The sequence below is a fragment of the Arhodomonas aquaeolei DSM 8974 genome (assembly GCF_000374645.1).
Lineage (GTDB): Bacteria > Pseudomonadota > Gammaproteobacteria > Nitrococcales > Nitrococcaceae > Arhodomonas > Arhodomonas aquaeolei.
Window position 1 is genome coordinate 17,826 of sequence record NZ_KB894812.1, and the last position, 25,105, is coordinate 42,930.

The following is a 25,105-nucleotide window of genomic DNA, read 5'->3' on the forward strand; positions in this document are numbered from 1 at the left end:
CGCCTCCTCAGCCGTCACCGGGGGCGCGCAGGCCCGTGGCGACGGCGAACGCGTTGCCCGCGAGGATCACCGCCGCCAGCCCCGTGAGCGCCGCCATGACCGCCGCCACCGGCCCCAGCGGGATGCCGAGGAACATGGTGGCGTCGCCGTAGGTGAACAGCCGCGCGGCGTGCGCGGCGAGCCGCCAGGCCAGCACGCCGGCGACCCCGGCGCCGACCAGGTGCACGACGCTCTCCTGCACCCGCCGTGCCGCCGGCCCCAGACGCTCGGTGAGCAGGGTCACGGAGACGTTGCCGCGCTCGAGACAGACCAGCGGCAGGCCCGCGTAGATCAGCAGCGCCATGGCCACCTCGCTGATCTCGAAGGCCCCGAGCAGCGGGGCATCGAAGAAGTAGCGCCCGACCACGTCCACGCTGGTCACCGCGAGCATGAGCACCAGCAGGCAGGCGGCGACGGCGCCGATGACGCCGCGCAACCCGCGCACGCCCCGGACGAGAGCGACGGCTGCCGGGGTCCGCATCACTCGGCCCCGGCGGCCTCGAGCTCGCGGTGCAGTGCGTCCAGGAACGCCTGCCCGTCGACCCCGTCCTCGGCGACCCGCTCGAGCACGCGCTCGCGCAGGCCGTCGGCCTGCTCGGCGATCGCCTCGATCATGGCGTCGTCGGCCTGCTCGATGCGCACGCCGGCGGCACGCAGGTCCTTGCGCCCCTGGCGGTCCGCCCGGTCCCAGGCCCGGCCGGCCAGGCGCGCGAGGTATTCGCCGGAGACACTGTCGATGGCGGCGCGCTCGTCATCGCTCAGGGACTGCCACTTCGCCTGGTTCATCACCACATAGAAGCTGACGGTGTAGAGCCCGCCGGGGACGACGGTGCCGTAGTCCACCGTGTCCTGGAGGTTGAAGAAGGTCACGCTCTCGTAGGGGAAGACGATGCCGTCGGCCACGCCCTGGGAGAGGAGCTCGTAGGACTGCGAGGAGGGCGCGTTGACCGGTACCACCCCGAGCTCCTCGCTGAGCTGGGCGGCCACGCCGCCGGGCACGCGCAGCTTCAGCCCGCTCAGGTCATCGAGGCTGTGCACCGGCCGCCGGCTGTTCCAGATATGCCCGGGCCCGTGGGTAAACAGGCCCAGCAGGTGGACGCCGCGGTGCTCGCCGGAATCCGCCATGGTCTCCTGGTAGGCGCGCCAGTAGGCCACCGACTTGACCTCGGCGGAGGGTGTCTGCAGCGGCAGCTCGGCGAGCTCGAAGACCGAGAAGCGCCCCGGCGTGTAGCCGTGCACGCTGAAGCCGACGTCCGCCAGGCCGTCGGCGACGAGGTCGTACTGCGCCGGCGGGGGGCCGAGCGGCGAGCTCATCACCTCCACCTGCACGCTGCCGCCGGTGGCCTTCTCCACCGCCTCACCCCAGGGCTTGAGCACGTCCGAGACCAGCAGGTGGCTCGGCGGCAGCCAGTTGGCGACGCGGAGCGTGGTCTGGGACAGCGCCAGCGGCGCCCAGGCAAGTAGCGCGATCGCGAGTAGTCCGGTCCAGCGCGTCATGATCGTGTCTCCTCCGTCATGGGCCGGGGTCACAGGGCCACGGTGTGTCTTTGATATTTATCAACCCTGTGGATTGAACCTAGCACAGGGTTAGATGCATTTGAATAGATTTGTAGATAAAAATTTAGTACATAAAAAATATACCGTTGGACCCGCCCCGTCGGGCCCACGACAATCGGCCGTGACGAACGCCCCGACACGCACAGACAGTGGAACCCTCAGACCATGCGAGAGCCGGTGCGCTACTTCACCGACGACTACCTCTCCTACCTGCTCGCCCGGGCGAGCACGCTCGTGAGCGAGCAGTTCCACGCCCGCGTGAGCGCGGCGGGGCTGCGCATCCCCGAGTGGCGCGTGCTCGCGACGCTCTACGACCGCGAGGCCATGACCATCGGCCACCTCGCCGAGATCACCCTGCTGACGCAGCCCACGCTCACGCGGGTGGTCGCGCGGCTGGAGGACTGCGGGCTGGTGCTCCGGCGCAACGAGCCGGAGGACCGGCGCATCACCCGGGTATCGATCACCCCGGCGGGGCGGGATAAGGTGCAGCCGCTGATCGAGCGGGCCAAGGCCCACGAGGCCCAGGTGCTCAGCGGCTACCCGGAGGCGGAGGTGGAGACGCTCAAGGCCGGCCTGCGCGAGATGATCGCGCGCCTGAGGGAGGGGCAGTAACGCCCCCGGGCGACGCCCGGGGGCACGGACATCAGGCCCCGACGCGCACGGGACGGGCCCGGGTGGTGGCCGCCTGCGGCGTCTCCCCGTCGTCGCCACCGTTCAGGGCGGCAACCGCGGCGGCAAGCTTCTCGCCCTGCTCGTCGGCCAGCGCCGCCTCGCGCAGGCGCCGGACCACCGCGGCGGGCTCCTCGTCGCCGTCATAGCCGTCGATGACGCCCATGATGGTGTTGAAGTTGCTCAGCCCGCGGGCGTGGGTGTCGCCATAGCCCTTGACCAGGCGCTGGCACCGGGCGATCTCCACCGCCAGCGCGTAGTCCGGAGCCACGGTCTGGTGGATGCGCCCGAGCCAGGCCTCGATACGCGCCATCTCCTCGCGGAAGCGCAGGGTCGAGCGCCGCCAGCGCCGCATCCGCGAGACGGTCCACAGGAGCATGAACCCCGACAGCGTCGCAGTGCGCACGTGCCGGCCCTTGCGGGTGAACGGCTCCAGCGGGCGCTGCAGGCGCGGCGAGTTCAGCAGCAGCCGGCCCAGCGGCGCGGGCAGGGTGTCGCAGATCTCCTCGATGCGCGGGTGCATGAACTCGGTGACGTAGACGAGCTGATCGTCGCCGGCGCGCACCTCCCGGCGAAAGCGCTCGAACCGGCTGGCCCGCGTCTTGAGGTCCGCCACCCGGATGGTGTCCTCGTAGGACATCCACAGCGCCAGGTACCGGGCCGCCTCGGTGGTGAGCAGGTAGTCCCGGGTCTCGCCGCCGTGGGCCTCGTCCAGCGCCAGCACCGCCTCCACGCGGTCGACGTAGTCCCGCGCGTAGGCCGGGTCCTGGTAGTCGGCGAGCCGGCGCATGCCCTCGACCACGTTGAAGTGGGCGACCTCGGGGAAGCGGCCGCGCACGCGCTCGAGCTGCTCGCGCAGCACGGGGTGCTGCGGGTCGGGCTCGGACGGCGCCGGGCCGCTGTGATCCGGCGCCTCGGGCTCGCCCTGGGCCCGTTCGAAGGCGTCGCCGAAGGCCGCCAGGCTCGCCTCCACGCCGATGCCCCCGCGGCGGATGGCCTCCTCGAACGCGGCCCGCTCGAAGGGCAGCCGCCCGGAGCCGGCCAGCGCCCCGAACAGCGTCGAGCTGATGACGCTGCCGTGGGACTCCGCCACCGCGGCCATGTCGAAGTAGATAAACGACTTCGCCGCCTGCTCCCCGGCCTCCAGGACCTTGCCGTCGTCGAGGATGCCATCGCCCATCGCGGTCTTCTCGCCGATGGCGTAGACGCGGTGGGTGGAGGCGATGAGCGTGGTGCGATCCGGGGTCACGATCCCGCGCTGTACCGCACGCCCGGCCTCCATGAACTCCGCGGCGATGACCACGTCCACGTCGCCGGGCATGGGCATGAGCGCCAGCACCGGGTCCCGGCCGGCCTTGCGGGCGGCGTGCTCGGGGAAGATCTCCACGTAGTACAGCGTCGCCCCGGTGCGCTGGGCGACGCCGGGCACGGAGGTGGTCTGGGCGAGGTAGCCCTGGGACTCGGCGAGGCTGACGATCCAGTCCGCCAGCACGCCGCCGCCCTGCCCGCCCATCGCCTGTATGGCGATGCTGATCGGTCTGATGGAACGGTCCACGAATGCCTCCTGTGCGCCGCTACATCGCGTAGCGTTCGATCCGCCGCGCCTCGCGGCGCTGGAAGAAACCGATCACCGCGTCGCGCACGCGCTTGGCGAACCGGTCCCAGGCGGTCGGGTTGTGGATGATCTCGGCCCGGTAGAACGACGGGCAGAGCACCGCGGCGTGCGCGACCTGCCCGCACAGCCCGCAGCCCACGCAGCTGTCCTCGACGTGGGCCACCGGGTCGCTGCGCAGCGGGTCCGGGTTGGGCTTGACCGACAGCGACGGACAGCCGGAGAGGCGGATGCAGGAGTGATCGCCGGTGCAGGTGTCACTATCCACGCCGAAGCGCTCGCGCACCACGCGCTTGCCGCCCTTGAGCAGGTTGCGGAATACCGGCTTCTCGCGGCGCTGGCGGTTGAGCATGCACTCGGACTCGGCGATCACCACCTTGGGCCCGGAGGACTCGGTCGTCAGCGCCTCGCGCAGGGTGTCGCGCATGGTGCCGACATCGTAGGTGTTGGTGATCCGCCGCACCCAGTTCACGCCGACGCCGCGCACCGCCTGCTCGATGGACTGTTTCGTGCTGCGGATCGGGTTCTCCGCCTTCGAGGAGAGGATGTCCTGGCCGCCGGTCGCCGCGGAGTAGCCGTTGTCCACGATCACCGTGACGTTGTCGCTCTGGTTGAACACCGCGTTGCCCACACTGCTCGCCAGGCCGTTGTGCCAGAACCCGCCGTCGCCGACGATGCTGATGCTGCGCCGCGCCCCCGGGGCGTTGAACGCCGCCGCGCCGGCACCGCCCAGACCGTAGCCCATGGTGGTGTTGCCGATGTTGAACGGCGGCAGGATCGAGAACAGGTGGCAGCCGATATCGCAGCTCACGTGGTGCTCGCCGAGCTCGCGCTCGACCAGCTTCATGGCGGTGAAGATCGGCCGCTCCGGGCAGCCGGTGCAGAAGCCCGGCGGGCGCGGCGGCACCACCTCGTCCAGCCCCTCCATGCCGGCGGCGGCGCTGGAGGCCGCGGCGCCGGGCAGGCGCGCGACGTCCGGGGCATGCTGTTCCAGGAACTGCCGGATGCCATCGGCGAGCACCGCGCCGGTGTACTCGCCGGCCTTGGGCAGCATGTCCTTGCCGTGGATGCGCGTCTGCAGGTCGGCGCGGCGGAGGATCGCGTGCAGGGCCTGCTCGATGTACTCCGGCTGGCCCTCCTCGATCATCAGCACCGCATCCTTGCCGGCGCAGAACGACTTCACCTCGTCGTCCACCAGCGGGTAGGTGACGTTGAGCACATACAGCGGGATGCGGGTATCGCCGAAGCTGTCCGCCAGCCCGAGGCGCTCCAGCGCGCGGATGACGCTGTTGTAGAGCCCGCCCTGGAGGATCAGGCCGATGTCGCCGCGCTCGCCCTCGAAGAACTCGTTGAGCCCGTGCTGCTGGATGAACGACACTGCCGCCGGCCAGCGGCGGTCGACCTTCTCGTGCTCGTGCAGGAAGCTCGAGGGCGGCAGCACGATGCGGCTCGGATCGCGCACCGGGTGCTCCATGGCGTCGCTGAGCGTGTACGCCGGGCGCACGTTGTCCTTGGCCTCGAAACGGCCGTGGACGTGGCAGGCGCGGATGCGCAGCTCCAGCATCACCGGCGTGTTGCTCGCCTCCGAGAGCTCGAACCCCTTCTCCACCGACTCGACGATGCTGCCCAGGTTGGGCCGCGGATCGAGGAGCCACATCTGCGACTTCATGGCGAAGGCGTGGGTACGCTCCTGCATGATGCTGGAGCCCTCGCCGTAGTCCTCGCCGACGATCACCAGCGAGCCGCCGGTGACGCCACCGGAGGCGAGCTGCGCGAGGGCATCGGAGGCGACGTTGGTGCCCACGGTGGACTTCCACGCCACCGCCCCGCGAATGGGATAGTTCACCGACGCGGCCAGGGTCGCCGCGGCGGTGGCCTCGGAGGCGGACGACTCGAAGTGGACGTCCAGCTCCTCGAGGATCTCGTTGGCGTCGGTGAGCACGTCCATCAGGTGGGAGATGGGCGCACCCTGGTAGCCGGCGACGTAACCGACCCCCGACTGCAGCAGCGCCTTGGTGACCGCGAGTATCCCCTCTCCGTGGAATTCCTCGCCGGCCCCCATGCGCAGCTTCTTGACTTCTTTCGCGAAAGAACGCTCCGCCATAGCTCTCTACTCCGTGCCCGCGGCGACCGCCAACGGCCGCCGCGGACGACAGCGGGTTCAGTCGCCGGTGACCAGGGCGACGACGCGGCAGGGGCTGCCCGAGCCGTCCTCGATCTTCAGCGGCGCGGCGATCACCACGGCCCCCGTGGGGGGCAGCCGGTCGAGGTTGGTGAGGCTCGCGAGCCCGAACTTGTTGGTGCCGTGCATGACGTTGTGGCAGGGGAACGGCGGGTCCATCTGCGGCGCCTGGCCGGCATCGGTGCCCACCGTCTCGGTGCCGAAGCCGAGCACGTCGCGCTCCTCGGCGAGGAACTTCACGACCTCGTGGCTGGGCCCGGGGGTATGGGCGCCGTCCTCGCGCATGTTGAGGAAGGCGTCCGGGTCGGTGCGCTCGGACCACTGCGTACGGAACAGCACCCAGTGGCCGGCGGGGATGCGTCCGTGCTCGCGCTCCCAGGCCTCGACATGCTCGCGGCCGAGCAGGAAGTCCTCGTCCGCGCTGGCGTAGGCGGTGCAGTCGATCACGCAGGCGGGGGCGATGAAATGCTGCGGATCGACGGTGTCGGTGGCGTTTTGCTCGAAGTCCTTGCCGGTGACCCAGTGGATCGGCGCATCGAAGTGGGTGCCGGTGTGCTCGCCGCAGGAGATGTTGTTCCAGTACCAGGCGGGACCGCGCTCGTCGTAGCGGGAGATCTCCTCCTTGCGGAAGGGCCAGCCCTGGTTGAACTGCTCCGGCAGCTGGAGCACCGGGGTGTCATTGGTCAGGGTGACGCTGAGATCGACGATGCGCACGTCGCCGCCGGCAATGGCGCCGGCAAGCTGGGTGACGAGGTTGCTGGACTGCATGATGCGCTCTCCTCCCGGATATGGCGTTTGGCGTTGGCGTGTTCTGAAGGGCCGGGAACGCCGGTAACTGTAGACGATTACCGCGGCGGCCCGGGACCGTGTCCGCTTATGTTGTTTACGTATAAAACATTTAACTGTCAGATATCAACCCGTCACGCGTACCGCTGCCGCTGGTATCATTGCGTGTCGATCCGCCGGCGTCCCGCCGCCGGCGGACGCAGTCGCGAACGAGGAGGAGCGAATGACACAGCCCGGCCGTGAGCACGGCGGCGCGACGCCGCTCGACGAGGCGACCATGCTGCCCCACAGCAAGCGCTCGCTGCGCGCGTGGCTGCACCTGATCAAGTGCTCCAAGCGCGTGGAGCAGGCCATCTCCGATCTCTTCCGCGACGATTTCGACAGCTCGCTGTCGCGCTTCGACGTGCTCGCGCACCTGGACTACGTCCACCCCGAGGCCCTGAGCACATCCGCGCTCGCCCAGCGGCTGCTCGCCTCCAAGGGCAACATCACCCGGCTGCTCGACCGCATGGAGGGCGACGGGCTGATCCATCGCCGCCCCTCCAGCCGCGACCGCCGGGTGAGCGACGTCTACCTCACCGACACCGGCACCCGGCTGTTCCATGCCATGGCCGACGCCCACGAGGCGTGGTCCGACGAGATCTTCGGCATCCTCAACGACGGCGAGCTCGACGAGCTCGTCGGCCTGCTCGACCGCGTGCGCCACCGCCTGGAGGCCCGCGGGGACCAGGACTGAGCCCCGGCGACACCGTCGTCGGCGCCGCCGGTACGACCGTACTCAGGCGGCCCGGCCCGCTCCCGGGCGCTCGGCCCCGGCACCGGAGTCGTCCGTGACCTCGTGGCTGCGCGGGCGCGTGCGCACCTGCAGGTCGGTGAGCTCCTCGCGGTCCTTCTCGGCCGTGCGGTAGGCCTGGAAACGGCCGGCACCGTAGACCCGGTGCCAGGCGACGTCCCGCTGCTGGTACCAGGCCCCGGCATGCAGGGTGAAGTACGGGTCGGAGAGGTGCGGCCGCGCCAGCGCGACCAGGTCCGCACGCTCCGCCATGAGGATGGTGTTCACCTGGTCGGCGGTGGTGATGTTGCCCACGGCCATGGTCGCGACGCCGCTCTCGTTGCGCACCTTGTCGGCGAACGGGGTCTGGAACATGCGCCCGTATACGGGCTTCTGGTCCGGCACCGTCTGCCCCGCGGAGACGTCGATGAGGTCGACCCCGGCGTCGCGGAAGGCCCGGGCGATGGCGCTCAGGTCGGCGTCCGAGAGGCCGCCCTCCTTCCAGTCGGTCGCCGAGATACGCACCGACATCGGCTTGTCCTGCGGCCAGACCGCGCGGACCGCCTCGAAGACCTCCAGGGGATAGCGCAGACGGTTCTCGATGCCGCCGCCGTACTCGTCGTCGCGGACGTTGGTCAGCGGCGAGAGGAAGCTCGCGAGCAGGTAGCCGTGGGCCATGTGGACCTCGAGCATGTCGAAGCCCGCCTCCTCGGCGAACCGCGCCGAGCGCACGAAGTCGTCCCGCACCCGGTCCATGTCGGCACGGCTCATCTCCACCGGCACTTGGCTCTCGCCCTCGAAATAGGGGATGGGCGAGGCGGAATAGACCGGCCAGTTGCCCTCCGGCAGGGGGTGGTCCATGCGCTCCCAGCCCACCTGGGTCGAGCCCTTGCGCCCGGCGTGACCGAGCTGCATGCAGATGCGCGTGTCCGACTGGGCGTGGACGAAATCCACGATCCGGCGGAAGGCGTCGCGCTGGGCCTCGTTCCACAGCCCGGTGCAGCCGGGGGTGATTCGGGCGTCCGGGGACACGCAGGTCATCTCCGTGTACATCAGCCCGGCGCCGCCGACGGCACGGCTGCCGTAGTGCACCAGGTGCCAGTCGTTGGGCACGCCCTCCTCGGCCATATACTGCGCCATCGGCGAGACCACCACGCGGTTGGGCACGGTCATACCGCGCAGGCGCAGCGGCGTGAACATCGGCGGCGTGCCGTCGGCGGCCTCGAAGCCGCGCTCGCGCTCGCGGCGCAGGAACCACGCGTTGCAGCGGTCGACGAAGGACTGGTCACGCAGCTGGAGGTTCTCGTAGGTCAGCTTCTTCGCCCGGGACATGAGCGCGAAGGCGAACGGCTCCGGGTCCATGCCCCAGTGCCGGTCGATGTTCTCGAACCAGGCGAGGGAGACGTCCGCGGCGTGCTGGGTGATCTCCACCTCGGTGCGGCGGCCCTCCTCGAAGTCCGCCAGGGCCGCGGCGACGTCGCCGGTGTGCGCCTTCACGGACTCGAACAGGGCGATGGCGCTCTCCATGGCGAGCTTGGTGCCCGAGCCGATGGAGTAGTGCGCGGTGTGCTGGGAGTCACCGAGCAGGACGATGTTGTCCTTGACCCAGCGTTCGTTGCGGATCATCGGGAACTGCCGCCAGATCGAGCGGTTGGCGATCAGCGGGTGGCCGTCGAGTTCCTGGTCGAAGACCTCCTCGAGCACCGGGATGAACTCGTCCTCGCCCATCCGGTCGAAACCCAGCCCCTGCCAGGTCTCCGGTGCCATCTCCACCACCCAGGTGCTGCGGCCCGGCTCGTACTGGTAGCAGTGGGCGACCACCACGCCGTACTCCGTCTCCTGGAAGAAGTACTTGAAGGCATCGAACTCGCGGCTCGAGCCCAGCCAGCAGAAGTAGTTCCGGCGCCAGTCGAAGCGCGGCCGGAACCAGTCGCGGTGATTCTCGCGGATGCGGCTGTTGATGCCGTCGGCGGCGACGATGATGTCGCTGTCGGCGAACTGTGACTCGTCCTCAACCTCGGTGTTGAAATGCATGGTCACGCCGAGCTCGCGGCAGCGCTGCTGGAGGATCTGCAGCAGGGTCAGCCGCGAGCAGCCGCAGAAGCCATTGCCGCCTGAAGTGAGCACGTGGCCCTGGTAGTGCACGTCCACGTCGCCCCAGTAGGCGAAGCTGCGGCGGATCGCCTCGTAGGAGGCGTTGTCGTAGTCGTCGAGGAATCCGAGGGTCTCGTCGGAGAACACCACGCCGAAGCCGAAGGTGCTGTCCGGCGCATTACGCTCGTAGACGCTGACCTCCCAGTCCGGCCACTGTTTCTTGGTCAGCAGCGCCATGTACAGCCCGCCCGGTCCGCCGCCGATGATGGTGATCTTCATCGCTCCTCCGCAGTCGTCGTTCTGTCTGCCCGATTGTCCGTATCCGGCCGCCAGCGGCCGTGGATAGAGGCAGTATAATCGCGTTATCTTACACGTCAACTTCTTACCTATAATGGATATGCCACAGTTCGATCATAGCTAAACATTTTATACTTGAATTAAATCGGGGCACCGCTTAGCCTGAGCGCACCAATACGGGGCATGCCGCCCCCGGGAGCGGAACGGATGCAGGAACTGATCACGTCACTGCCGGTCACCGGCGTCTGGTGCGACGCCACCGCGACGGTACACGGCTGGCGCTACCTGGAGGTGGTCAACCGCCTGATCGAGGACTGGTTCGAGCGGGTCGGGCATTCGTTTACCGACATGCACGTCAGCGCGGATACCGGCACCCCCACCACCCGGCTCACCCTCGACGTGGCCACGCCGGCACGGCTCGGCGAGACCCTGGAGGTGCGGCTGCGCCTGCTCCGGCTCGGCCGCAGCTCGCTGGGCTTCCGGGTTACCGGGACCTGTGACGGCGCGCCGCGGCTGGACGCCGAGGCCACGCTGGTGTGGGTGCACAACGAAAACGGCCGACTGGCCAGCCGCCCCATCCCGGAGGCGCTGCGCGGGCGCATGCGCACGTGGCTCGATGGATCCGGGGACAAGGAAACCGTACAACCGGGAGCCGAGGCATGAACGATAACGCCCCACGCCACGCCGTGATCACCGGCGGCGGCACCGGCATCGGTGCCGCCATCGCCCGGCGCCTCGCCGCCGAGGGTATGGACGTCACCCTGATGGGCCGCCGCGCCGATCCGCTGGAGGACACCGCCGCCCGCATCCCGGGGGCACGCGCGATCACGGCGGACGTCACCGATGCCGACGCCGTCGCCGCGGCGTTCACCGAGGCGCGCTCGGCACACGGCCCGGTGGACGTGCTGGTGAACAACGCCGGCGCCGCGCGCACCGCGCCGTTTCACCGGCTCTCTGCCGGGGACTGGCAGGCGATGCTCGACGTCAATCTCTCGGGGGTCTTCCACTGCATGCAGGCCGCCGTCGCCGACATGCGCGAGAGCGGCAGCGGGCGCGTGGTCAACATCGCCAGCACCGCCGCGCTCAAGGGCTACCCCTACGTGGCCGGCTACTGCGCCGCCAAGCACGGCGTCGTGGGGCTGACCCGGGCGGTGGCCCTGGAGCTCGCCCGCGAACGGATCACGGTCAACGCCGTGTGCCCCGGCTACACGGACACCGAGCTGGTGGCCAACGCCCTGGACACCATCACCGAGAAGACCGGGCGCTCCCGCGAGGAGGCGCTCCAGGAGTTCGTGAAGGTCAACCCGCAGCGGCGCCTCGTCCAGCCCGAGGAGGTCGCGGAGACGGTGGCCTGGCTGTGCCGCGCGAACGCCGCCGCGGTCACCGGCCAGGCGATCTCGGTCTCCGGCGGCGAGGTGATGTAGCCGCCGGCGCGCGCGCCGCGGAACCGCGGCCCCGACCCGGCGGAACGGACGACGCGAATCACAGGAGAGAACGAGCATGGACCCGAACACCTACCGCCCCGAGCACTTCCGCTGGGAGATGCGCGGCGAGACCGCGCTGGTCACCCTGGACCGGCCGGAGCGCAAGAACCCGCTGACCTTCGACTCCTACGCCGAGCTGCGCGACCTGTTCCGCTCGCTGGTGTACGTCGACGGGGTCAAGGCGGTCGTGATCCAGGGCGCCGGCGACAACTTCTGCTCCGGCGGCGACGTGCACGAGATCATCGGCCCGCTGACCGAGCGCGACATGAAAGGCCTGCTCGCCTTCACCCGCATGACCGGCGACCTGGTCAAGGCCATACGCGCCTGCCCGCAGCCGGTGATCGCCGCCATCGACGGCATCTGCGCCGGTGCCGGCGCGGCCATCGCCATGGCCGCGGACATCCGCTACGGCACCCCCCGGGCGAAGGTCGCCTACCTGTTCACCCGGGTGGGGCTCGCCGGCTGCGACATGGGCGCCTGCGCGATCCTGCCGCGCATCATCGGCCAGGGCCGCGCCTCGGAGCTGCTGTTCACCGGGCGCAGCATGCGCGCCGAGGAGGGCGAGCGCTGGGGCTTCTACAACCGCCTCTGCGAGCCCGAGACACTCGGCGACGACGCCCTCGCCATGGCGGAGCAGCTCGTGGCCGGGCCGAACTTCGCCCACGGCATCACCAAGACCATGCTCAACCAGGAGTGGAACATGGGACTGGACCAGGCCATCGAGTCGGAGGCCCAGGCCCAGGCGGTGTGCATGCAGACCGAGGACTTCCGCCGCGCCTACCGGGCCTTCGTCGCCCGTGAGCAGCCGGTGTTCGAGGGCGACTGACATGAGCGACCGCAGCTTCCTCGACTGGCCCTTCCTCGAGGCCCGGCACCGCGAGCACGCCGCGGACCTGGACGCCTGGGCGCGGGAGGCCGTGACCGGCCTGGACGAGTCGGACGTGGACGCCACCTGCCGCGAGCTCGTCCGCCGTCTCGGCGCCGGCGGCTGGCTCGCCCCCTGCGTGGCCCTGGACGCCGGCGACCGCCTGGACGTGCGCACCCTGTGCCTGACCCGCGAGACCCTCGCGCGGCACGACGGGCTCGCCGACTTCGCCTTCGCCATGCAGGGGCTCGGCACCGGTCCCATCTCGCTGTTCGGCACCCCGGAGCAGCGCGGGCGCTGGCTGCCGCCGGTGCGCGCCGGCGAGGCCGTCGCCGCGTTCGCCCTCTCCGAGCCGGAGGCGGGATCGGACGTCAGCGCCCTCGCCACCACGGCCCGGCGCGAGGGCGACGAGTACGTGCTCGACGGCACCAAGACGTGGATATCCAACGGCGGCATCGCCGACGTCTACACGGTGTTCGCCCGCACCGGCGAGGGTCCCGGTGCGAAGGGCCTCTCGGCGTTCGTCGTGCCCGCCGGTACCCCGGGCTTCTCGGTGCCCGGGCGTATCGAGCTGATGGCGCCGCACCCGCTCGGCACCCTGCGCTTCGAGGGCTGCCGCATCCCCGCCGCGAACCGGATCGGCGAGCCCGGCAAGGGCTTCCGCATCGCCATGGCCACTCTGGACGTGTTCCGGTCCACGGTGGGCGCGGCGGCCCTCGGCTTCGCCCGGCGCGCGCTGGACGAGGCCCTTGGCCACACCACCCGCCGCGAGCTCTTCGGCGCACCGCTCGCCGACATGCAGCTCACCCAGGCGAAGCTCGCGGACATGGCGCTGGACGTCGACGCCAGCGCGCTGCTGGTCTACCGCGCCGCCTGGGCGAAGGACTGCCACGCCGAGCGGGTCACCCGCGAGGCCTCGATGGCCAAGCTCCACGCCACCGAGCACGCCCAGCGGGTGATCGACGCGGCGGTGCAGATGCACGGCGGCCACGGCGTCACCTCCGGCGTGCCCGTGGAGCGGCTCTACCGCGACATCCGCGCGCTGCGGATCTACGAGGGTGCCTCGGAGATCCAGCAGCAGGTGATCGCCCGCCAGGTGCTCTCGGCCTTCCGCGACGGCGGGGGTAACGGGGCATGAGCACGCCGGTCCACCGCGCCACCCGCCAGGTGCGTTTCCAGCACTGCGACCCGGCGGGCATCGTGTTCTACCCCCGCTACTTCGAGCTCCTGGAGGAGATCGTGACCACCTGGCTCGCCTCGCTCACCGACGCCGGCAGCGAGGCCGCCCTGCTCGCTGCCCGCGGCGAAGCACCGAGGATCGAGCGGCTGGAGTGCCGGTTCTCCCGTCCGAGCCTGCTCGGCGAGCACATCGACTACACGCTCGAGGTGCGGGACGTCGACGCCGCCCGCGTGACCCTCGACTACCGCATCCAGCACGGCACGGAGGAGCGGGTCGCCGGCACGATCGTGCTGCGCTGGTACCGCTTCGCGCCCCGGCCCGAGGCCGCGGCGCTGCCGCCGACCCTGCGCACGCGGCTGGGCCCGCCGGCGCAACGAACCTGATCCAAGGAGAGTAACCGCTATGCAGACCGTCAATCCGGAAGGCTGGAAGCGCCCCAAGGGCTACTCCAACGGCACCACCGCCCGGGGCCGCATGGTCTTCACCGGCGGCCTGGTCGGCTGGGACGAGACCGAGAGCTTTCCCAGCAGCGACTTCATCGACCAGGTCCGCCAGGTGCTGAAGAACACCGTCGCCGTGCTCGGCGCCGCCGACGCCGGCCCGGAGCACGTCGTGCGCATGACCTGGTACATCACCGACAAGCACGAGTACCTGGCGCGGCTCAAGGAGATGGGTGAGGCCTACCGCGAGGTCATGGGCCGCACCTTCCCCGCCATGGCCATGGTGCAGGTCGCCGCCCTGATCGAGGACGACGCCAAGGTCGAGGTCGAGACCACCGCCGTGGTACCGGACTGAGCCGTCCCGCGGCGCGCCGCCGCGGGATGCGGCGGCGCGTCAACGAAAACACTTTGCATATAAAAAAGTAAAATCTAAACTTTTGTCCCGTAACGCGGCTGACCGCCGCTGACGGGACGGATAACGACAATGCGGCCGCCGGGCCGCCACCCCACGTGGAGACCACCGCCCACGTGCGGCCCCGGACGGCACGCGGACAAGGGGAGAGAGGAGCAATGACGCGCCCGCTGCGGGATACGTTCGCGGACGAGCACCTGCCGCCACCGTCGCAATGGCCGGTCCTCGACCTGTCGCACCCGGCCTATCACTTCCCGGACCGGCTCAACTGCGTGACCGAGCTGCTCGACCGCTGGATCGAGCGCGGCCATGGCGGGCACCGCTGCCTGCTCACGCCGGATGCCACCTGGTCCTATAACGACCTCCACGAGACGGTGAACCGCCTCGCCAACTACCTCGTCTCCGGGATGGGGATGGTGCCGGGCAACCGCGTACTGCTGCGCGCCCCCAACAATCCGATGATGGTGGCCGCCTACCTGGCGGTGATGAAGGCCGGAGGCATCGCCGTGGGCACCATGCCCATGCTGCGCGCCGGCGAGCTGGCGCCGATCGTGGAAAAGGCGCGGATCACTCACGCCCTGTGCGACATCCGCCTCGCCGACGAGCTGCGCGCCACTGCCGAGACCCACCCGGTGCTCGAGCACTGCGCCTTCTTCGGCGGCGGTCCCGGCACGCTGGACAATGCGCTAGAGGACCAGCCCACGACCTTCGAGGCGTGGGACAGTGCCGCCGACGAGACCTGCCTGATCGCGTTCACCTCGGGGACCACCGGCGCCCCCAAGGGCACCATGCACTTCCACCGGGACATGCTCGCGATCTGCGAGGGCTTCTCCCGGCAGATCCTGCGCCCCGATCCGGACGACCTGTTCACGGGCAGCCCGCCCATCGCCTTCACCTTCGGCCTCGGCGGGCTGGTGCTCTTTCCCCTGCACGCGGGCGCCGCCACCCTGCTGCTGGAGCGCGCCCCGCCCGCGGAACTGCTCGGCCACATCGAGCGCCATCGCGTGAGCGTGGTGTTCACCGCCCCCACGGCCTACCGCGCGATGGCCGCCGAGGCGGGACGCTTCGATCTCGCGAGCTGGCACAAGGGAGTGTCCGCCGGCGAGCACCTGCCCGCCGCGACCTGGCACGACGTCCACGAAAAGCTCGGGCTGCGGCTGATCGACGGCATCGGCGCCACCGAGATGCTGCACATCTTCATCTCCGCCCGCGAGGAGGACATCCGCCCCGGCAGCACCGGCCGGCCGGTGCCCGGCTACGAGGTCCGTATCCTCGACGACGACGGCAACGAGGCACCGGAGAACACCCCCGGACGCCTCGCCGTGCGCGGCCCCACGGGCTGCCGCTATCTCGACGACGAACGCCAGGCCCGCTACGTGCAGGACGGCTGGAACATCACCGGCGACACCTTCCGCCGCGACGCGGACGGCTACCTCTGGTACGTCGCCCGCTCCGATGACATGATCGTCTCCGCGGGCTACAACATCTCCGGGCCCGAGGTCGAGAACGCCCTGCTCTCCCACGAGGCCGTCGCCGAGTGCGCGGTGATCGGCGTGCCCGACGTGGACCGGGGACGGATCGTGAAGGCCTACGTGGTCCCCGCGGCGGGGGTGAGCGGCGACGACGAACTGGCGGCGGCGCTGCAGGCGCACGTCAAGGCCACCATCGCGCCGTACAAGTATCCGCGGGCGATCGGCTTCGTCGACGCCCTGCCCCGCACCGCCACCGGCAAGCTCCAGCGCTTCCGGCTGCGCGAGGCCGGGGAGGAGGCCGGCGGGGCCTGAGCGGTGCCGGCCCGGCGCATACAATCACAACACGAGCGAGGATAACGGCATGACACGGGGAACCTTCCGCCTGGCCGCTGCGGCGGCCGCACTGTGCACCGCCGTCGCGGGCGCTGCGAGTGCCGCGCCGGTGAAGATCGGCATGATCACCACGCTGTCCACCGGGGGCGGCTACCTCGGCGAGGACATCCGCAACGGCTTCCGCCTGGCGATGGAGCAGAACGACGGCAGGCTCGGCGGCGTCGACGTGGAGCTGATCGTCGAGGACGACGGCCGCAAGCCCGGCAACGCCCGCCAGATCGCCACCCGGCTGATCCAGAGCGAGGGCGTGAAAGTCATGACCGGCTCGGTGTTCTCCAACGTCGCCATGGCCACCATCCCCAAGATCGTGCGCGACGGGGTGATCTACATCTCCCCCAACGCCGGGCCGGCCAAGCTCGCCGGTCGGCTGTGCCACGAGAACTACTTCAACGCCGCCTACCAGAACGACAACTTCTACGAGGCGATGGGGCAGTACTTCACCGACGAGGGACTGGACAACGTCTACCTCCTCGCCCCCAACTACGCCGCCGGCAAGGACGCGCTCACCGGCTTCAAGCGCTACTACGAGGGTAACGTCGTCGGCGAGGTCTACACCCAGCTCGGCCAGACCGACTACGCCGCGGAGATCGCCGAGCTGCGCGACGCCGACCCGGACAACGTGTTCTTCTTCTATCCCGGCGGCATGGGCATCAACTTCATCAAGCAGTACGTCCAGGCGGGCCTCGACGAGTCCATCCCGCTGTACGGCCCGGGCTTCTCGGCGGACAACACCCTGGTCGACGCCGTCGGCGACGCCGCGCTCGGCATCGTCAACTCGGCGCACTGGAGCAAGGACCTGGACAACCCGGTCAACCGCCGCTTCGTCGCCGACTACACCGAGCGCTACGACCGCGAGCCGACCCTCTATGCCGCCCAGGGCTACGACACCGCCCGCCTGATCGGCAGCGCGCTGGCGGCCACCGGCGGCGACGTCTCCGACACCGCGGCGCTGCGCGAGGCGCTGGCGGCGGCGGACTTCGATTCCGTGCGCGGCGACTTCCGCTTCAACACCAACCACCACCCGATCCAGGACATCTACGTCCGCAAGGTGGTCCGCGAGGACGACGGCAACCTCACCAACCAGCTGGTGGCGAAGGTCTTCGACGACCACGAGGACGCCTACGCCGGCGAGTGCGCCCTGGGCCAGTGACGTAGCGCCGGGGCGGCGCCGGGGCATCCGCCCGCGGCGCCGCCCGCGCCCTTGATCTCTTCGGGAGCCGATCGGGATGCAGCTGCTGCTCGAACAGGTGCTGAACGGCCTGCAGTTCGGGGTCACCCTGCTGCTGATGGCCTCGGGCCTGACCCTGGTGTTCGGCATCATGCGGCTGATCAACCTCGCCCACGGGTCGCTGTTCATGGTGGGCGCCTACGTCGGCGCGACGGCGCTCGCCTACACCGGCAGCTTCCTCCTCGGCCTCGCTGCCGGGGTGGCGGCCGCCGCGCTCACCGGCATGGCCATGGAGGCACTGATCATCCGGCGGCTCTACCGCCGCGACCACCTCGACCAGGTGCTCGCCACCTTCGGGCTGATCCTGTTCTTCAACGAGCTGGTGCGCGTGGTCTGGGGGCGGCAGCCGCTCAGCATGGACACCCCGGCGTGGCTGTCGGGCCACGTGACGGTGCTGCCCGGCGTGCCCTATCCGTCGTTTCGGCTGGCGGTGATCGCCGTGGGCGTGGCGGTCATCGCCCTGCTCTACGTGCTGATCATGCGCACCCGCGTGGGCATGCGCATCCGCGCCGGTGCCAGCAACCGCGAGATGATCGCCGCCCTGGGGGTCAACATCCGGCTGCTCTACACCCTGGTGTTCGGCTTCGGCGCCTGCCTCGCCGGGCTCGCCGGGGTGATGGCCGCGCCCTTCCTGGCGGTGCAGTCCGGCATGGGCGAGGACATCCTCATCCTGACCTTCGTGGTGATCGTGATCGGCGGCATCGGCTCGATCCGCGGCGCGGTGGCCGGGGCGCTGCTGGTGGGCGTGGTCGACACCCTGGGCCGCGCCTACCTGCCCGACCTGTTCGCCCTGTGGCTGCCGCCGGCCTCCGCCGGGACGGTGGGCACGGCGCTGTCGTCCATGGCCATCTACGTACTCATGGCCGCGGTGCTCGCCATCCGCCCGCAGGGCCTGTTCGGGGGCGCCCATGACTAGCGCCCCGCTGCGCGCCCGACTCGCCACCGTCGTGCTCCTCGCCGGCCTCGCGCTGCTGCCGCCGGTGGCGGCGATGATCGGCGATCCGTACCTGGTGACGCTGGCCAACCGCGCGGTGATCTACGGCCTCGCCGCGATGGCGCTCGACCTGATCATGGGCTACGGCCGCCTGGTGAGCTTCGGCCACGCCGCGTTCTTCGGCCTCGGGGCCTACACCGTCGGCATCCTCAGCACCCACGTGATGCAGGGCATCCCCCTGGCGTTCGGCTGGAACGGGAGCAACGAAGCGCTGATCGCCTGGCCCCTCGCCATGGCGGTCAGCGCCGCCTACGCCGCCTTCGTGGGCGTGATCTCGCTGCGCACCTCCGGGGTGTACTTCATCATGATCACCCTGGCGTTCGCGCAGATGGTCTATTACCTGTTCGTCTCCCTGCCCGCTTACGGCGGCCAGGACGGGCTGTCGCTGTGGCTGCGCAACACCGCCGCCGGGGTCGCCCTCGACGACCGCACCGGCTTCTACTACCTCTGTCTGGGCGTGCTCGTGGCCGTGTGGGCGCTGCTCACCCGGATGGTGAACTCGCGCTTCGGCCGCGTCCTGCAGGGCTGCCGGGAGAACGAGCGGCGCATGCGCGCGCTGGGTTTCCGGCCCATGCCCTACCGGCTCACCGCCTTCGTCATCTCCGGTGCACTGACCGGCCTGGCGGGCGCACTGGTCGCCAACCACCAGGAATTCGTCAGCCCGGCGCTGATGACGTGGTCGCAGTCCGGGCAGTTCATGGTCATCGTCCTGCTCGGCGGACTCGCCAGCCTCGTCGGCCCGATCTACGGCGCCGTGGCGCTGCTGGTGCTCGAGGAGACGCTGGTGTCGGTGACCCAGCACTGGCAGCTGGTGCTCGGGCCGGTGCTGGTGCTGGCGGTGCTGTTCTTCCGCGGCGGCCTCTACGGTGCCCTGTCCGGACGGGGGGGACGGCAATGACTGAGGCACAGGCGGCGGCGGTCCCGACCTTCGAGGCGCGCGCGCTGTACAAGCGCTTCGGCGGCCTGCAGGCCACCGACGGCCTCTCGCTGGCGCTCGAGCGCGGGCGGGTGCACGCGCTGATCGGCCCCAACGGCGCCGGCAAGACCACCGCGCTGGCACAGCTCAGCGGCGAGCTGCGCCCGGACGAGGGCAGTATCCACCTCGACGGCCGCGACGTCACCGCGCTGGACATGCCGGCACGGGCCCGTCTCGGCATTGCCCGCTCGTTCCAGATCACCGCCGTGTTCGAGTCGTTCACGGTGCGGGAGAACGTCGCCCTCGCCGTGCAGTCCCGGGCCCGCCACCACTTCCACTTCTTCGGCAACGCCGCCCGGGACCGGCGGCTCACCGACACGGCGGACGCCGCGCTGGAGCAGGTGGGCCTCGCCGATGCCGGCGGACACCGCGTCGCCGCCCTCGCCCACGGCCAGAAGCGCCAGCTCGAGATCGCCATGGCGCTGGCCACCGAGCCGCAGGTCCTGCTGCTCGACGAGCCCATGGCCGGCATGGGCGCGGCGGAGAGCGAGGTCGTCGCCTCGCTGCTGGAGCGCCTGCGCGCGCGTTACGCGGTCCTGCTCATCGAGCACGACATGGACGTGGTCTTCCGCCTCGCCGACACCCTGAGCGTGCTGGTCGGCGGGCGGCTGATCGCCAGCGGCCCGCCCGGCGAGGTCCGCGACGACCCGGACGTGCAGGCCGCCTACCTGCAGGAGTCGTTCTGATGCTGGAGCTCGAGGGCGTCGAGAGCGCCTACGGCAGCAGCCGCGTCCTCTTCGGCGTGGACCTCACCGTCGGCGAGGGCGAGGTGGTGAGCCTGCTCGGGCGCAACGGCATGGGCAAGACCACCACCGTGCGTGCGATCACCGGGCTGACGCCGCCGCGGGCGGGCACGATCCGCTTCCGGGGCCGGCGCATCGACGGCCGCCCGGCCTACCGCATCGCCCGCGCCGGCATCGGCCTGGTCCCGGAGGGCCGGCAGATCTTCCCGAACCTCAGCGTGGAGGAGAACCTCGTGGCCGCCGCCCGCGGCCGCGGCTGGGACCTGGCGGCGGTCTACGGGCTGTTCCCGCGGCTCGCCGAACGGCGGGACAACCCGGGCACCCGGCTGTCCGGCGGCGAGCAGCAGATGCTCGCCATCGGCCGCGCGCTGATGACCAACCCGCGGCTGCTCATCCTCGACGAGGCCACCGAGGGCCTGGCCCCGGTGATACGCTCGGACATCTGGGCGTGCATCCGCCGGCTGCGCGAGCTGGGACAGTCGCTGCTGATCATCGACGCCGGCCTGGAGGCGCTGCTGGCGGTGTGCGACCGCCACTACATCATCGACCGCGGACGCATCGCCTGGCACGGCGACGGCGAGGCGTTCCGCGCCGAGGCCGGGGCGCTGCAGCGGCGCTACCTGAGCGTGTGAGAACCCCCTACCGCCGCGGAACGGGCATCGACGAGGCCATGAGCGATCACGAGTCACTGGAATACGAGTACAACCCGCGGGTGACGGTACCGGCGTTCGCCCGCTACTTCGAGCGCCTGCAGGCACTCTCCGAGGAGACCCGCAGGCGCCTGCCGGAGCGCATCGGGGACGTGGCCTACGGCGACGGGCCGCTGCAGACGATGGACTGCTTCCCCGCCGGGGCGGATGACGCGCCGGTGCATGCGTTCTTCCACGGCGGCTACTGGCGCAGCCAGGACAAGCGCGACTACGCCTTCGTCGCCCGGGACCTGGTGCCCCGCGGGGTCTCCGTGGTGGTGGTGAACTATGAGCTCTGCCCCGCGGTGAGCGTCGCCGGGATCAACGCGATGTGCGCGGACGCCGTCCGGTTCATCCACGACAACGCCGCCCGGCTGGGGCTCGGCAGCGGGCCCCTGACCGTATCCGGCCACTCCGCCGGCGGCCAGATCGTGGCCCGGCTGCTCGCCGGCCGCACCGCCGGGGAGACCCCTATCGCCGGCGCACTCGCGATCTCCGGGGTCTTCGACCTGGCGCCGCTGATCGCCACCAGCATCAACGACGCCCTGGGCCTGGACGAGGCCGCCGCCCGCGCCTGCTCGCCGCTGTACGAGCTCCCGCCGCCGGCGGACGTGCCCCTGCGCCTGGCGGTGGGGGGCGCCGAGACCGCTGCCTTCCACGAGCAGAGCGAAGCCTACCGGCGCCACGCGGGCATCGACGCGCCGGTGACCACGCCGCCCGGGCGCAATCACTTCGACGTGCTGGAGGCGCTGTTCCTGGCCGACGGCGAGGCCTTCGGCGTCACCGCCGGACTGGCCGGCGCGGGGGATCACTCTCCCTCGTAACGGCTCTCCCACTGGTAGGCGTGGCGGACGATGGTCTCCAGGTCGTCGAAGGCGGGCGTCCAGCCAAGCTCACGGCGCAGCCGGGTGCTGTCCGCCACCAGCGCCGGCGGGTCGCCGGCGCGGCGCGGCGCCTCCTCCACCTCGAACGGGGCACCGTGGACACGCCGCACCGTGTCCACCACCTCGCGCACGCTCGAGCCGTGGCCGTAGCCGCAGTTGTACACCCGTGAGTCACCACCGGCGGCGAGATGGTCGAGGAGCTGGACGTGGGCGCGGGCGAGGTCGACCACGTGGATGTAGTCGCGCACGCAGGTACCGTCCGGCGTGGCGTAGTCGGTGCCGAACACGGACAGCGACGGCCGCCGCCCGAGGGCGGTCTGGCACGCCACCTTGATCAGGTGGGTCGCCGCCGGCGTGGCCTGGCCGATGTGCCCGTCCGGGTGCGCGCCGGCGACGTTGAAGTAGCGCAGGATGCCGTAGCGCAGCGAGGACGCCGCGGCGGCGTCCATGAGCATGCGCTCGCTCATCATCTTGGAGGCACCGTAGGGATTGATCGGCGCGAGTGGCGTGTCCTCGCTGACGAGCTCGGTCTCCGGGATGCCGTAGACCGCCGCCGTCGAGGAGAACACGAACTGCGGCACCCCGGCGGCGGTGACCTCGGTGAGCAGCCCCAGGGTGTTGCCGGTGTTGTTCGCGTAATAGCGCAGGGGATCGGCGATGGACTCCGGCACCACGATGTGCGCGGCGAAGTGCATCACCGCGTCGAATCCCTCGCGCAGCACCGAGGCCAGGGTCTCGCGGTCGGCGAGATCGGCCACCACCAGGCTCGCCTCGCCCACCGCCCAGGCATGACCGGTGGAGAGGTTGTCGTAGACGACCACCTCGTGCCCCCCGGCCAGCAGCTCGTGGACGACGTGCGAGCCGATGTAGCCCGCCCCTCCGGTCACCAGAATGCGCATGCGCGGCTCCCTCTGCGTGGTGGATCGGGGCATGGCCCCGGACGATCAGACTACCCCCGAACCGGCCGCCGCGGCGAGCACCGGGCCGACGTTACCGGCCGGCCGGTGTCATGAACGGTCGCCGCACGTGCGCGACGTCTCCTCCACGGCGGCGCGGGCCGGGGCCGCGGTGACGATCGACGGCACGGCCGGGCGTCGTCAAGCGACCGGCTGTGTTATAGATTCCCGGGGGCCTGCCCGTACGCCGGAGCGCGGGTCCGCCGCATCGCCGGGCACGGCATGTCACGCAACGCCCGTTCCGGGGCGCGGAAACGGGCGAACCGTCACACCGGGAGATTTTCCATGATCCGTGATTTCCTCCGCGGCGTCAGCTACGTCCCCCGCGGCTTCGCCCTGCTCGGTGAGCCCGGCCTGCGGCGTTTCGTGGCCCTGCCCGTGATCATCAACGCGCTGATCTTCCTCGGCCTGTTCTGGCTCGGCGCGGAGTACTACGGGATGCTGCTGAACTACCTCCTGCCGGATACCGCTGCGCTCGGTGACGGCTGGATCGGCGACGTGCTGACGGTGTTCGTGGTGCTCCTGCGCTGGCTGCTGTGGCCGCTGTTCATCCTCGCCGCCGCGGTGGTGATGTTCTACACCTTCACTGCCGTGGCCAACCTCGTGGGCTCGCCGTTCAACGGCATGCTCGCCGCCCGGGTGGAGGCCCGGGCAACCGGGCGCATGCCCCCGGAGGTGAGCAGCGGCGGGCTGGTGGTGGAGACGGTCGGCGCCCTGGGCGACGAGCTGCGCAAGATCGCCCACTTCGCCCTGCTCGCCGTCCCCCTGCTGGTGCTGTTCTTCATCCCGGTGGTGAATATCCTCGCGCCACCGGCCTGGGCGGTCTTCGGCGCGTGGATGATGGCGCTGGAGTACTGCGACTACCCGCTGGGGAACCACGGCCTGGCGTTCGCCGATCAGCGCGCGCTGCTGCGCCGACGGCGGTGGCTACACCTCGGCCTCGGCGGTGCACTGCTGGCGATGACCCTGATCCCGGTGCTGAACCTGCTGGCGATGCCCACCGGCGTGATCGCCGCGACGCTGCTGCGCAGCGAGCTCGGCGAGTACGGCGACGCCCCCGCGGCTCAGCCGCCGGCGGCGAGGTAGCGCCGGATGCGCTCGACACCCTCGGCGAGGCGCTCCAGCCCGGTGGTGTAGGCAAAGCGCATGTGCCGCCCCGGGTGCGCGGACTCGAAGTCCAGCCCCGGGGTCGCGGCGACGCCGGCCTCCTCCAGCAGGGCCTGGGCCAGGGCCTCGCTGTCCGGGGCGACCGCGCTCACGTCCGCATAGAGGTAGAACGCCCCCGCCGGTTCCCCGGGGATCGCCAGCCCGAGCTCGCGCAGCGCCGGCAGCAGGAAGTCCCGCCGCTCCCGGAAGGCCTCGCGCCGGGCCTCGAAGATCTCCCGCGCCGCGGGGCTGAAGCAGGCCAGCGCGGCGTACTGCGCCGGCGTGGAGGCGTTGATGTAGAGGTTCTGGATGAGCTTCTCGGTGGCGGCCTCCAGCCCCTCCGGCACCACCAGCCAGCCGAGCCGCCAGCCGGTCATCCCGAAGTACTTCGAGAAGCTGTTGATCACCAGGGCCCGCGGCGCGTGCACCACCGCGCTGGCCGCCGCCGGGGTGTAGTGCAGGCCGTGGTAGATCTCGTCGACCATCAGCGCGATGCCGCGCGCGTCGGCGAGCGCCGCCAGGGCCTCCAGGGCGGGACCGTCGGCCATGGTGCCGGTGGGGTTGGACGGCGAGCCGATGAGGATGCCGGCGGTATCCGCGTCGACGTGATCGGCGGCGAGCGCGGCGGTGAGCTGGTAGTCCGTCGCCGCGGTCACCGGTACCGGCCTGGGTAGCGCATTGACCACTGCCGCGAAGTTGCGATTGCACGGATAGCCGGGCTCAGGCAGCAGCACCGTACGGCCGGGGTCGGCGATCAGCGCCATGGCCAGCGTCAGAGCCCCGCTCGCCCCGGGGGTGATGAAGATCCGCTCCGGGGCGACATCGGCGCCGTACTCCTCGGCGTAGTGCCGGGCAATGGCCTCGCGCAGCGGCGTGAGCCCCGCCGCCGGCAGGTAGCCGGTGTGCCCCTCGGCCAGCGCGCGCCGCCCGGCCTCGACCACCGGCTCGGCGGTGGTGAAGTCCGGCTCGCCAATCTCCATGTGGACGATGTCGTGACCCGCCGCCTCCAGCGCCCGGGCGCGGCGCAGCAGCTCCATGACATGAAACGGACGGACCTCGTCGATCCGCCCCGCGGGCGTGAAGGGCAGCGGCGTGTCGGTCACGGTACCTCCGGTGGGCGCGGGCTGGTCACCAGAGCGTACTAAGGCTCCTGGACGGTTTGCCAGCGCCCGGCCATCCCCCGCGGGCTGCGTGCACACGATCCGGCACGGCCCAGGTCAGGTAGAATCCGGGGA

At 70.8% G+C, this 25,105-nt stretch carries 24 protein-coding genes; 16 read left to right on the forward strand and 8 right to left on the reverse strand.

The annotated features are described in order from the left end of the window. Positions 1 to 7 precede the first annotated feature (7 nt). Both C516_RS19495 and C516_RS0112710 read right to left on the reverse strand, forming a co-directional pair. Positions 8 to 520, reverse strand: a complete 513-nt coding sequence (locus C516_RS19495) for a TRAP transporter small permease (RefSeq protein ID WP_084594202.1) — start codon at positions 518 to 520, stop codon at positions 8 to 10. Beyond that, a complete protein-coding gene (locus tag C516_RS0112710; RefSeq protein ID WP_018718781.1) occupies positions 520 to 1,536 on the reverse strand; it encodes a TRAP transporter substrate-binding protein in 1,017 nt (338 codons plus the stop codon). Before C516_RS0112710 ends, C516_RS19495 begins: the two co-directional genes overlap by 1 nt. 225 nt (positions 1,537 to 1,761) lie before the next feature. Here C516_RS0112710 and C516_RS0112715 point away from each other — a divergent pair, with 225 nt between their 5' ends. Continuing rightward, positions 1,762 to 2,208, forward strand: coding sequence for a MarR family winged helix-turn-helix transcriptional regulator (locus C516_RS0112715; RefSeq protein WP_018718782.1), 447 nt, complete (start codon positions 1,762 to 1,764; stop codon positions 2,206 to 2,208). Positions 2,209 to 2,239: 31 nt separating this feature from the next. Here the strand turns inward: C516_RS0112715 and C516_RS0112720 are convergent, their stop codons facing one another. Genes C516_RS0112720 through C516_RS0112730 form a run of 3 tightly spaced genes read right to left on the reverse strand, consistent with a single transcriptional unit; the run spans position 2,240 to position 6,827 of the window. Continuing rightward, positions 2,240 to 3,820, reverse strand: a complete 1,581-nt coding sequence (locus C516_RS0112720) for an indolepyruvate oxidoreductase subunit beta family protein (protein ID WP_018718783.1) — start codon at positions 3,818 to 3,820, stop codon at positions 2,240 to 2,242. A gap of 19 nt (positions 3,821 to 3,839) precedes the next feature. Next, a complete protein-coding gene (locus C516_RS0112725) occupies positions 3,840 to 5,981 on the reverse strand; it encodes a thiamine pyrophosphate-dependent enzyme (protein ID WP_018718784.1) in 2,142 nt (713 codons plus the stop codon). Between the two features lie 57 nt (positions 5,982 to 6,038). After that, positions 6,039 to 6,827: a cyclase family protein gene (locus C516_RS0112730; RefSeq protein ID WP_018718785.1), complete on the reverse strand. Its 789-nt coding sequence runs from the start codon at positions 6,825 to 6,827 to the stop codon at positions 6,039 to 6,041. Positions 6,828 to 7,068: 241 nt separating this feature from the next. Here C516_RS0112730 and C516_RS0112735 point away from each other — a divergent pair, with 241 nt between their 5' ends. Further along, positions 7,069 to 7,581: a MarR family winged helix-turn-helix transcriptional regulator gene (locus tag C516_RS0112735; RefSeq protein ID WP_018718786.1), complete on the forward strand. Its 513-nt coding sequence runs from the start codon at positions 7,069 to 7,071 to the stop codon at positions 7,579 to 7,581. Positions 7,582 to 7,623: 42 nt separating this feature from the next. Here C516_RS0112735 and C516_RS0112740 read toward each other — a convergent pair whose 3' ends face one another. Beyond that, a complete protein-coding gene (locus tag C516_RS0112740; protein WP_018718787.1) occupies positions 7,624 to 9,990 on the reverse strand; it encodes a bifunctional salicylyl-CoA 5-hydroxylase/oxidoreductase in 2,367 nt (788 codons plus the stop codon). A gap of 225 nt (positions 9,991 to 10,215) precedes the next feature. On the opposite strand from C516_RS0112740, the gene C516_RS19500 reads away from it, so the two are divergent. From C516_RS19500 to C516_RS19510, 13 genes are all read left to right on the forward strand, one after another. Continuing rightward, positions 10,216 to 10,671 carry an acyl-CoA thioesterase gene (locus C516_RS19500; RefSeq protein WP_018718788.1) on the forward strand — a complete coding sequence of 152 codons (456 nt, stop codon included), beginning with the start codon at positions 10,216 to 10,218 and terminating at the stop codon, positions 10,669 to 10,671. Next, on the forward strand, positions 10,668 to 11,432 hold the full coding sequence (locus C516_RS0112750) for an SDR family NAD(P)-dependent oxidoreductase (protein ID WP_018718789.1): 765 nt from the start codon (positions 10,668 to 10,670) through the stop codon (positions 11,430 to 11,432). The genes C516_RS19500 and C516_RS0112750 overlap by 4 nt, the downstream gene beginning before the upstream one ends. Before the next feature lie 76 nt (positions 11,433 to 11,508). After that, positions 11,509 to 12,318, forward strand: coding sequence for an enoyl-CoA hydratase family protein (locus C516_RS0112755; RefSeq protein ID WP_018718790.1), 810 nt, complete (start codon positions 11,509 to 11,511; stop codon positions 12,316 to 12,318). Position 12,319: 1 nt separating this feature from the next. Beyond that, on the forward strand, positions 12,320 to 13,495 hold the full coding sequence (locus C516_RS0112760; protein ID WP_018718791.1) for an acyl-CoA dehydrogenase family protein: 1,176 nt from the start codon (positions 12,320 to 12,322) through the stop codon (positions 13,493 to 13,495). Next, positions 13,492 to 13,920 carry an acyl-CoA thioesterase gene (locus C516_RS20585; RefSeq protein WP_018718792.1) on the forward strand — a complete coding sequence of 143 codons (429 nt, stop codon included), beginning with the start codon at positions 13,492 to 13,494 and terminating at the stop codon, positions 13,918 to 13,920. The genes C516_RS0112760 and C516_RS20585 overlap by 4 nt, the downstream gene beginning before the upstream one ends. 19 nt (positions 13,921 to 13,939) lie before the next feature. Continuing rightward, the gene (locus tag C516_RS0112770) at positions 13,940 to 14,332 is read left to right on the forward strand and encodes a RidA family protein (RefSeq protein ID WP_018718793.1); all 393 of its coding nucleotides are present in this window, start codon (positions 13,940 to 13,942) and stop codon (positions 14,330 to 14,332) included. A gap of 215 nt (positions 14,333 to 14,547) precedes the next feature. Then, the gene (locus C516_RS0112775; RefSeq protein ID WP_018718794.1) at positions 14,548 to 16,173 is read left to right on the forward strand and encodes an AMP-binding protein; all 1,626 of its coding nucleotides are present in this window, start codon (positions 14,548 to 14,550) and stop codon (positions 16,171 to 16,173) included. A gap of 49 nt (positions 16,174 to 16,222) precedes the next feature. Further along, complete coding sequence (locus C516_RS0112780; RefSeq protein WP_018718795.1) at positions 16,223 to 17,404, forward strand: ABC transporter substrate-binding protein; 1,182 nt, start codon at positions 16,223 to 16,225, stop codon at positions 17,402 to 17,404. Between the two features lie 76 nt (positions 17,405 to 17,480). Further along, positions 17,481 to 18,398 carry a branched-chain amino acid ABC transporter permease gene (locus C516_RS0112785; protein ID WP_018718796.1) on the forward strand — a complete coding sequence of 306 codons (918 nt, stop codon included), beginning with the start codon at positions 17,481 to 17,483 and terminating at the stop codon, positions 18,396 to 18,398. Next, positions 18,391 to 19,374: a branched-chain amino acid ABC transporter permease gene (locus C516_RS0112790; RefSeq protein ID WP_018718797.1), complete on the forward strand. Its 984-nt coding sequence runs from the start codon at positions 18,391 to 18,393 to the stop codon at positions 19,372 to 19,374. Before C516_RS0112785 ends, C516_RS0112790 begins: the two co-directional genes overlap by 8 nt. Further along, positions 19,371 to 20,138 (forward strand): ABC transporter ATP-binding protein, encoded by a 768-nt coding sequence (locus C516_RS0112795; RefSeq protein ID WP_018718798.1) that lies wholly within the window; start codon positions 19,371 to 19,373, stop codon positions 20,136 to 20,138. Before C516_RS0112790 ends, C516_RS0112795 begins: the two co-directional genes overlap by 4 nt. Then, entirely contained in the window at positions 20,138 to 20,827 is a 690-nt protein-coding gene (locus C516_RS0112800; RefSeq protein WP_018718799.1) for an ABC transporter ATP-binding protein, read from the forward strand. Before C516_RS0112795 ends, C516_RS0112800 begins: the two co-directional genes overlap by 1 nt. Positions 20,828 to 20,865: 38 nt before the next feature. Continuing rightward, positions 20,866 to 21,708 (forward strand): alpha/beta hydrolase, encoded by an 843-nt coding sequence (locus tag C516_RS19510; protein ID WP_018718800.1) that lies wholly within the window; start codon positions 20,866 to 20,868, stop codon positions 21,706 to 21,708. Here the strand turns inward: C516_RS19510 and galE are convergent. Further along, entirely contained in the window at positions 21,693 to 22,667 is a 975-nt protein-coding gene (gene galE, locus C516_RS0112810; RefSeq protein ID WP_018718801.1) for a UDP-glucose 4-epimerase GalE, read from the reverse strand. The genes C516_RS19510 and galE overlap by 16 nt on opposite strands. A gap of 342 nt (positions 22,668 to 23,009) precedes the next feature. On the opposite strand from galE, the gene cysZ reads away from it, so the two are divergent. Next, positions 23,010 to 23,810 (forward strand): sulfate transporter CysZ, encoded by an 801-nt coding sequence (gene cysZ, locus C516_RS19515; RefSeq protein ID WP_018718802.1) that lies wholly within the window; start codon positions 23,010 to 23,012, stop codon positions 23,808 to 23,810. Here the strand turns inward: cysZ and C516_RS0112820 are convergent. Continuing rightward, complete coding sequence (locus tag C516_RS0112820; RefSeq protein WP_018718803.1) at positions 23,789 to 24,973, reverse strand: pyridoxal phosphate-dependent aminotransferase; 1,185 nt, start codon at positions 24,971 to 24,973, stop codon at positions 23,789 to 23,791. The genes cysZ and C516_RS0112820 overlap by 22 nt on opposite strands. Positions 24,974 to 25,105 lie beyond the last annotated feature (132 nt).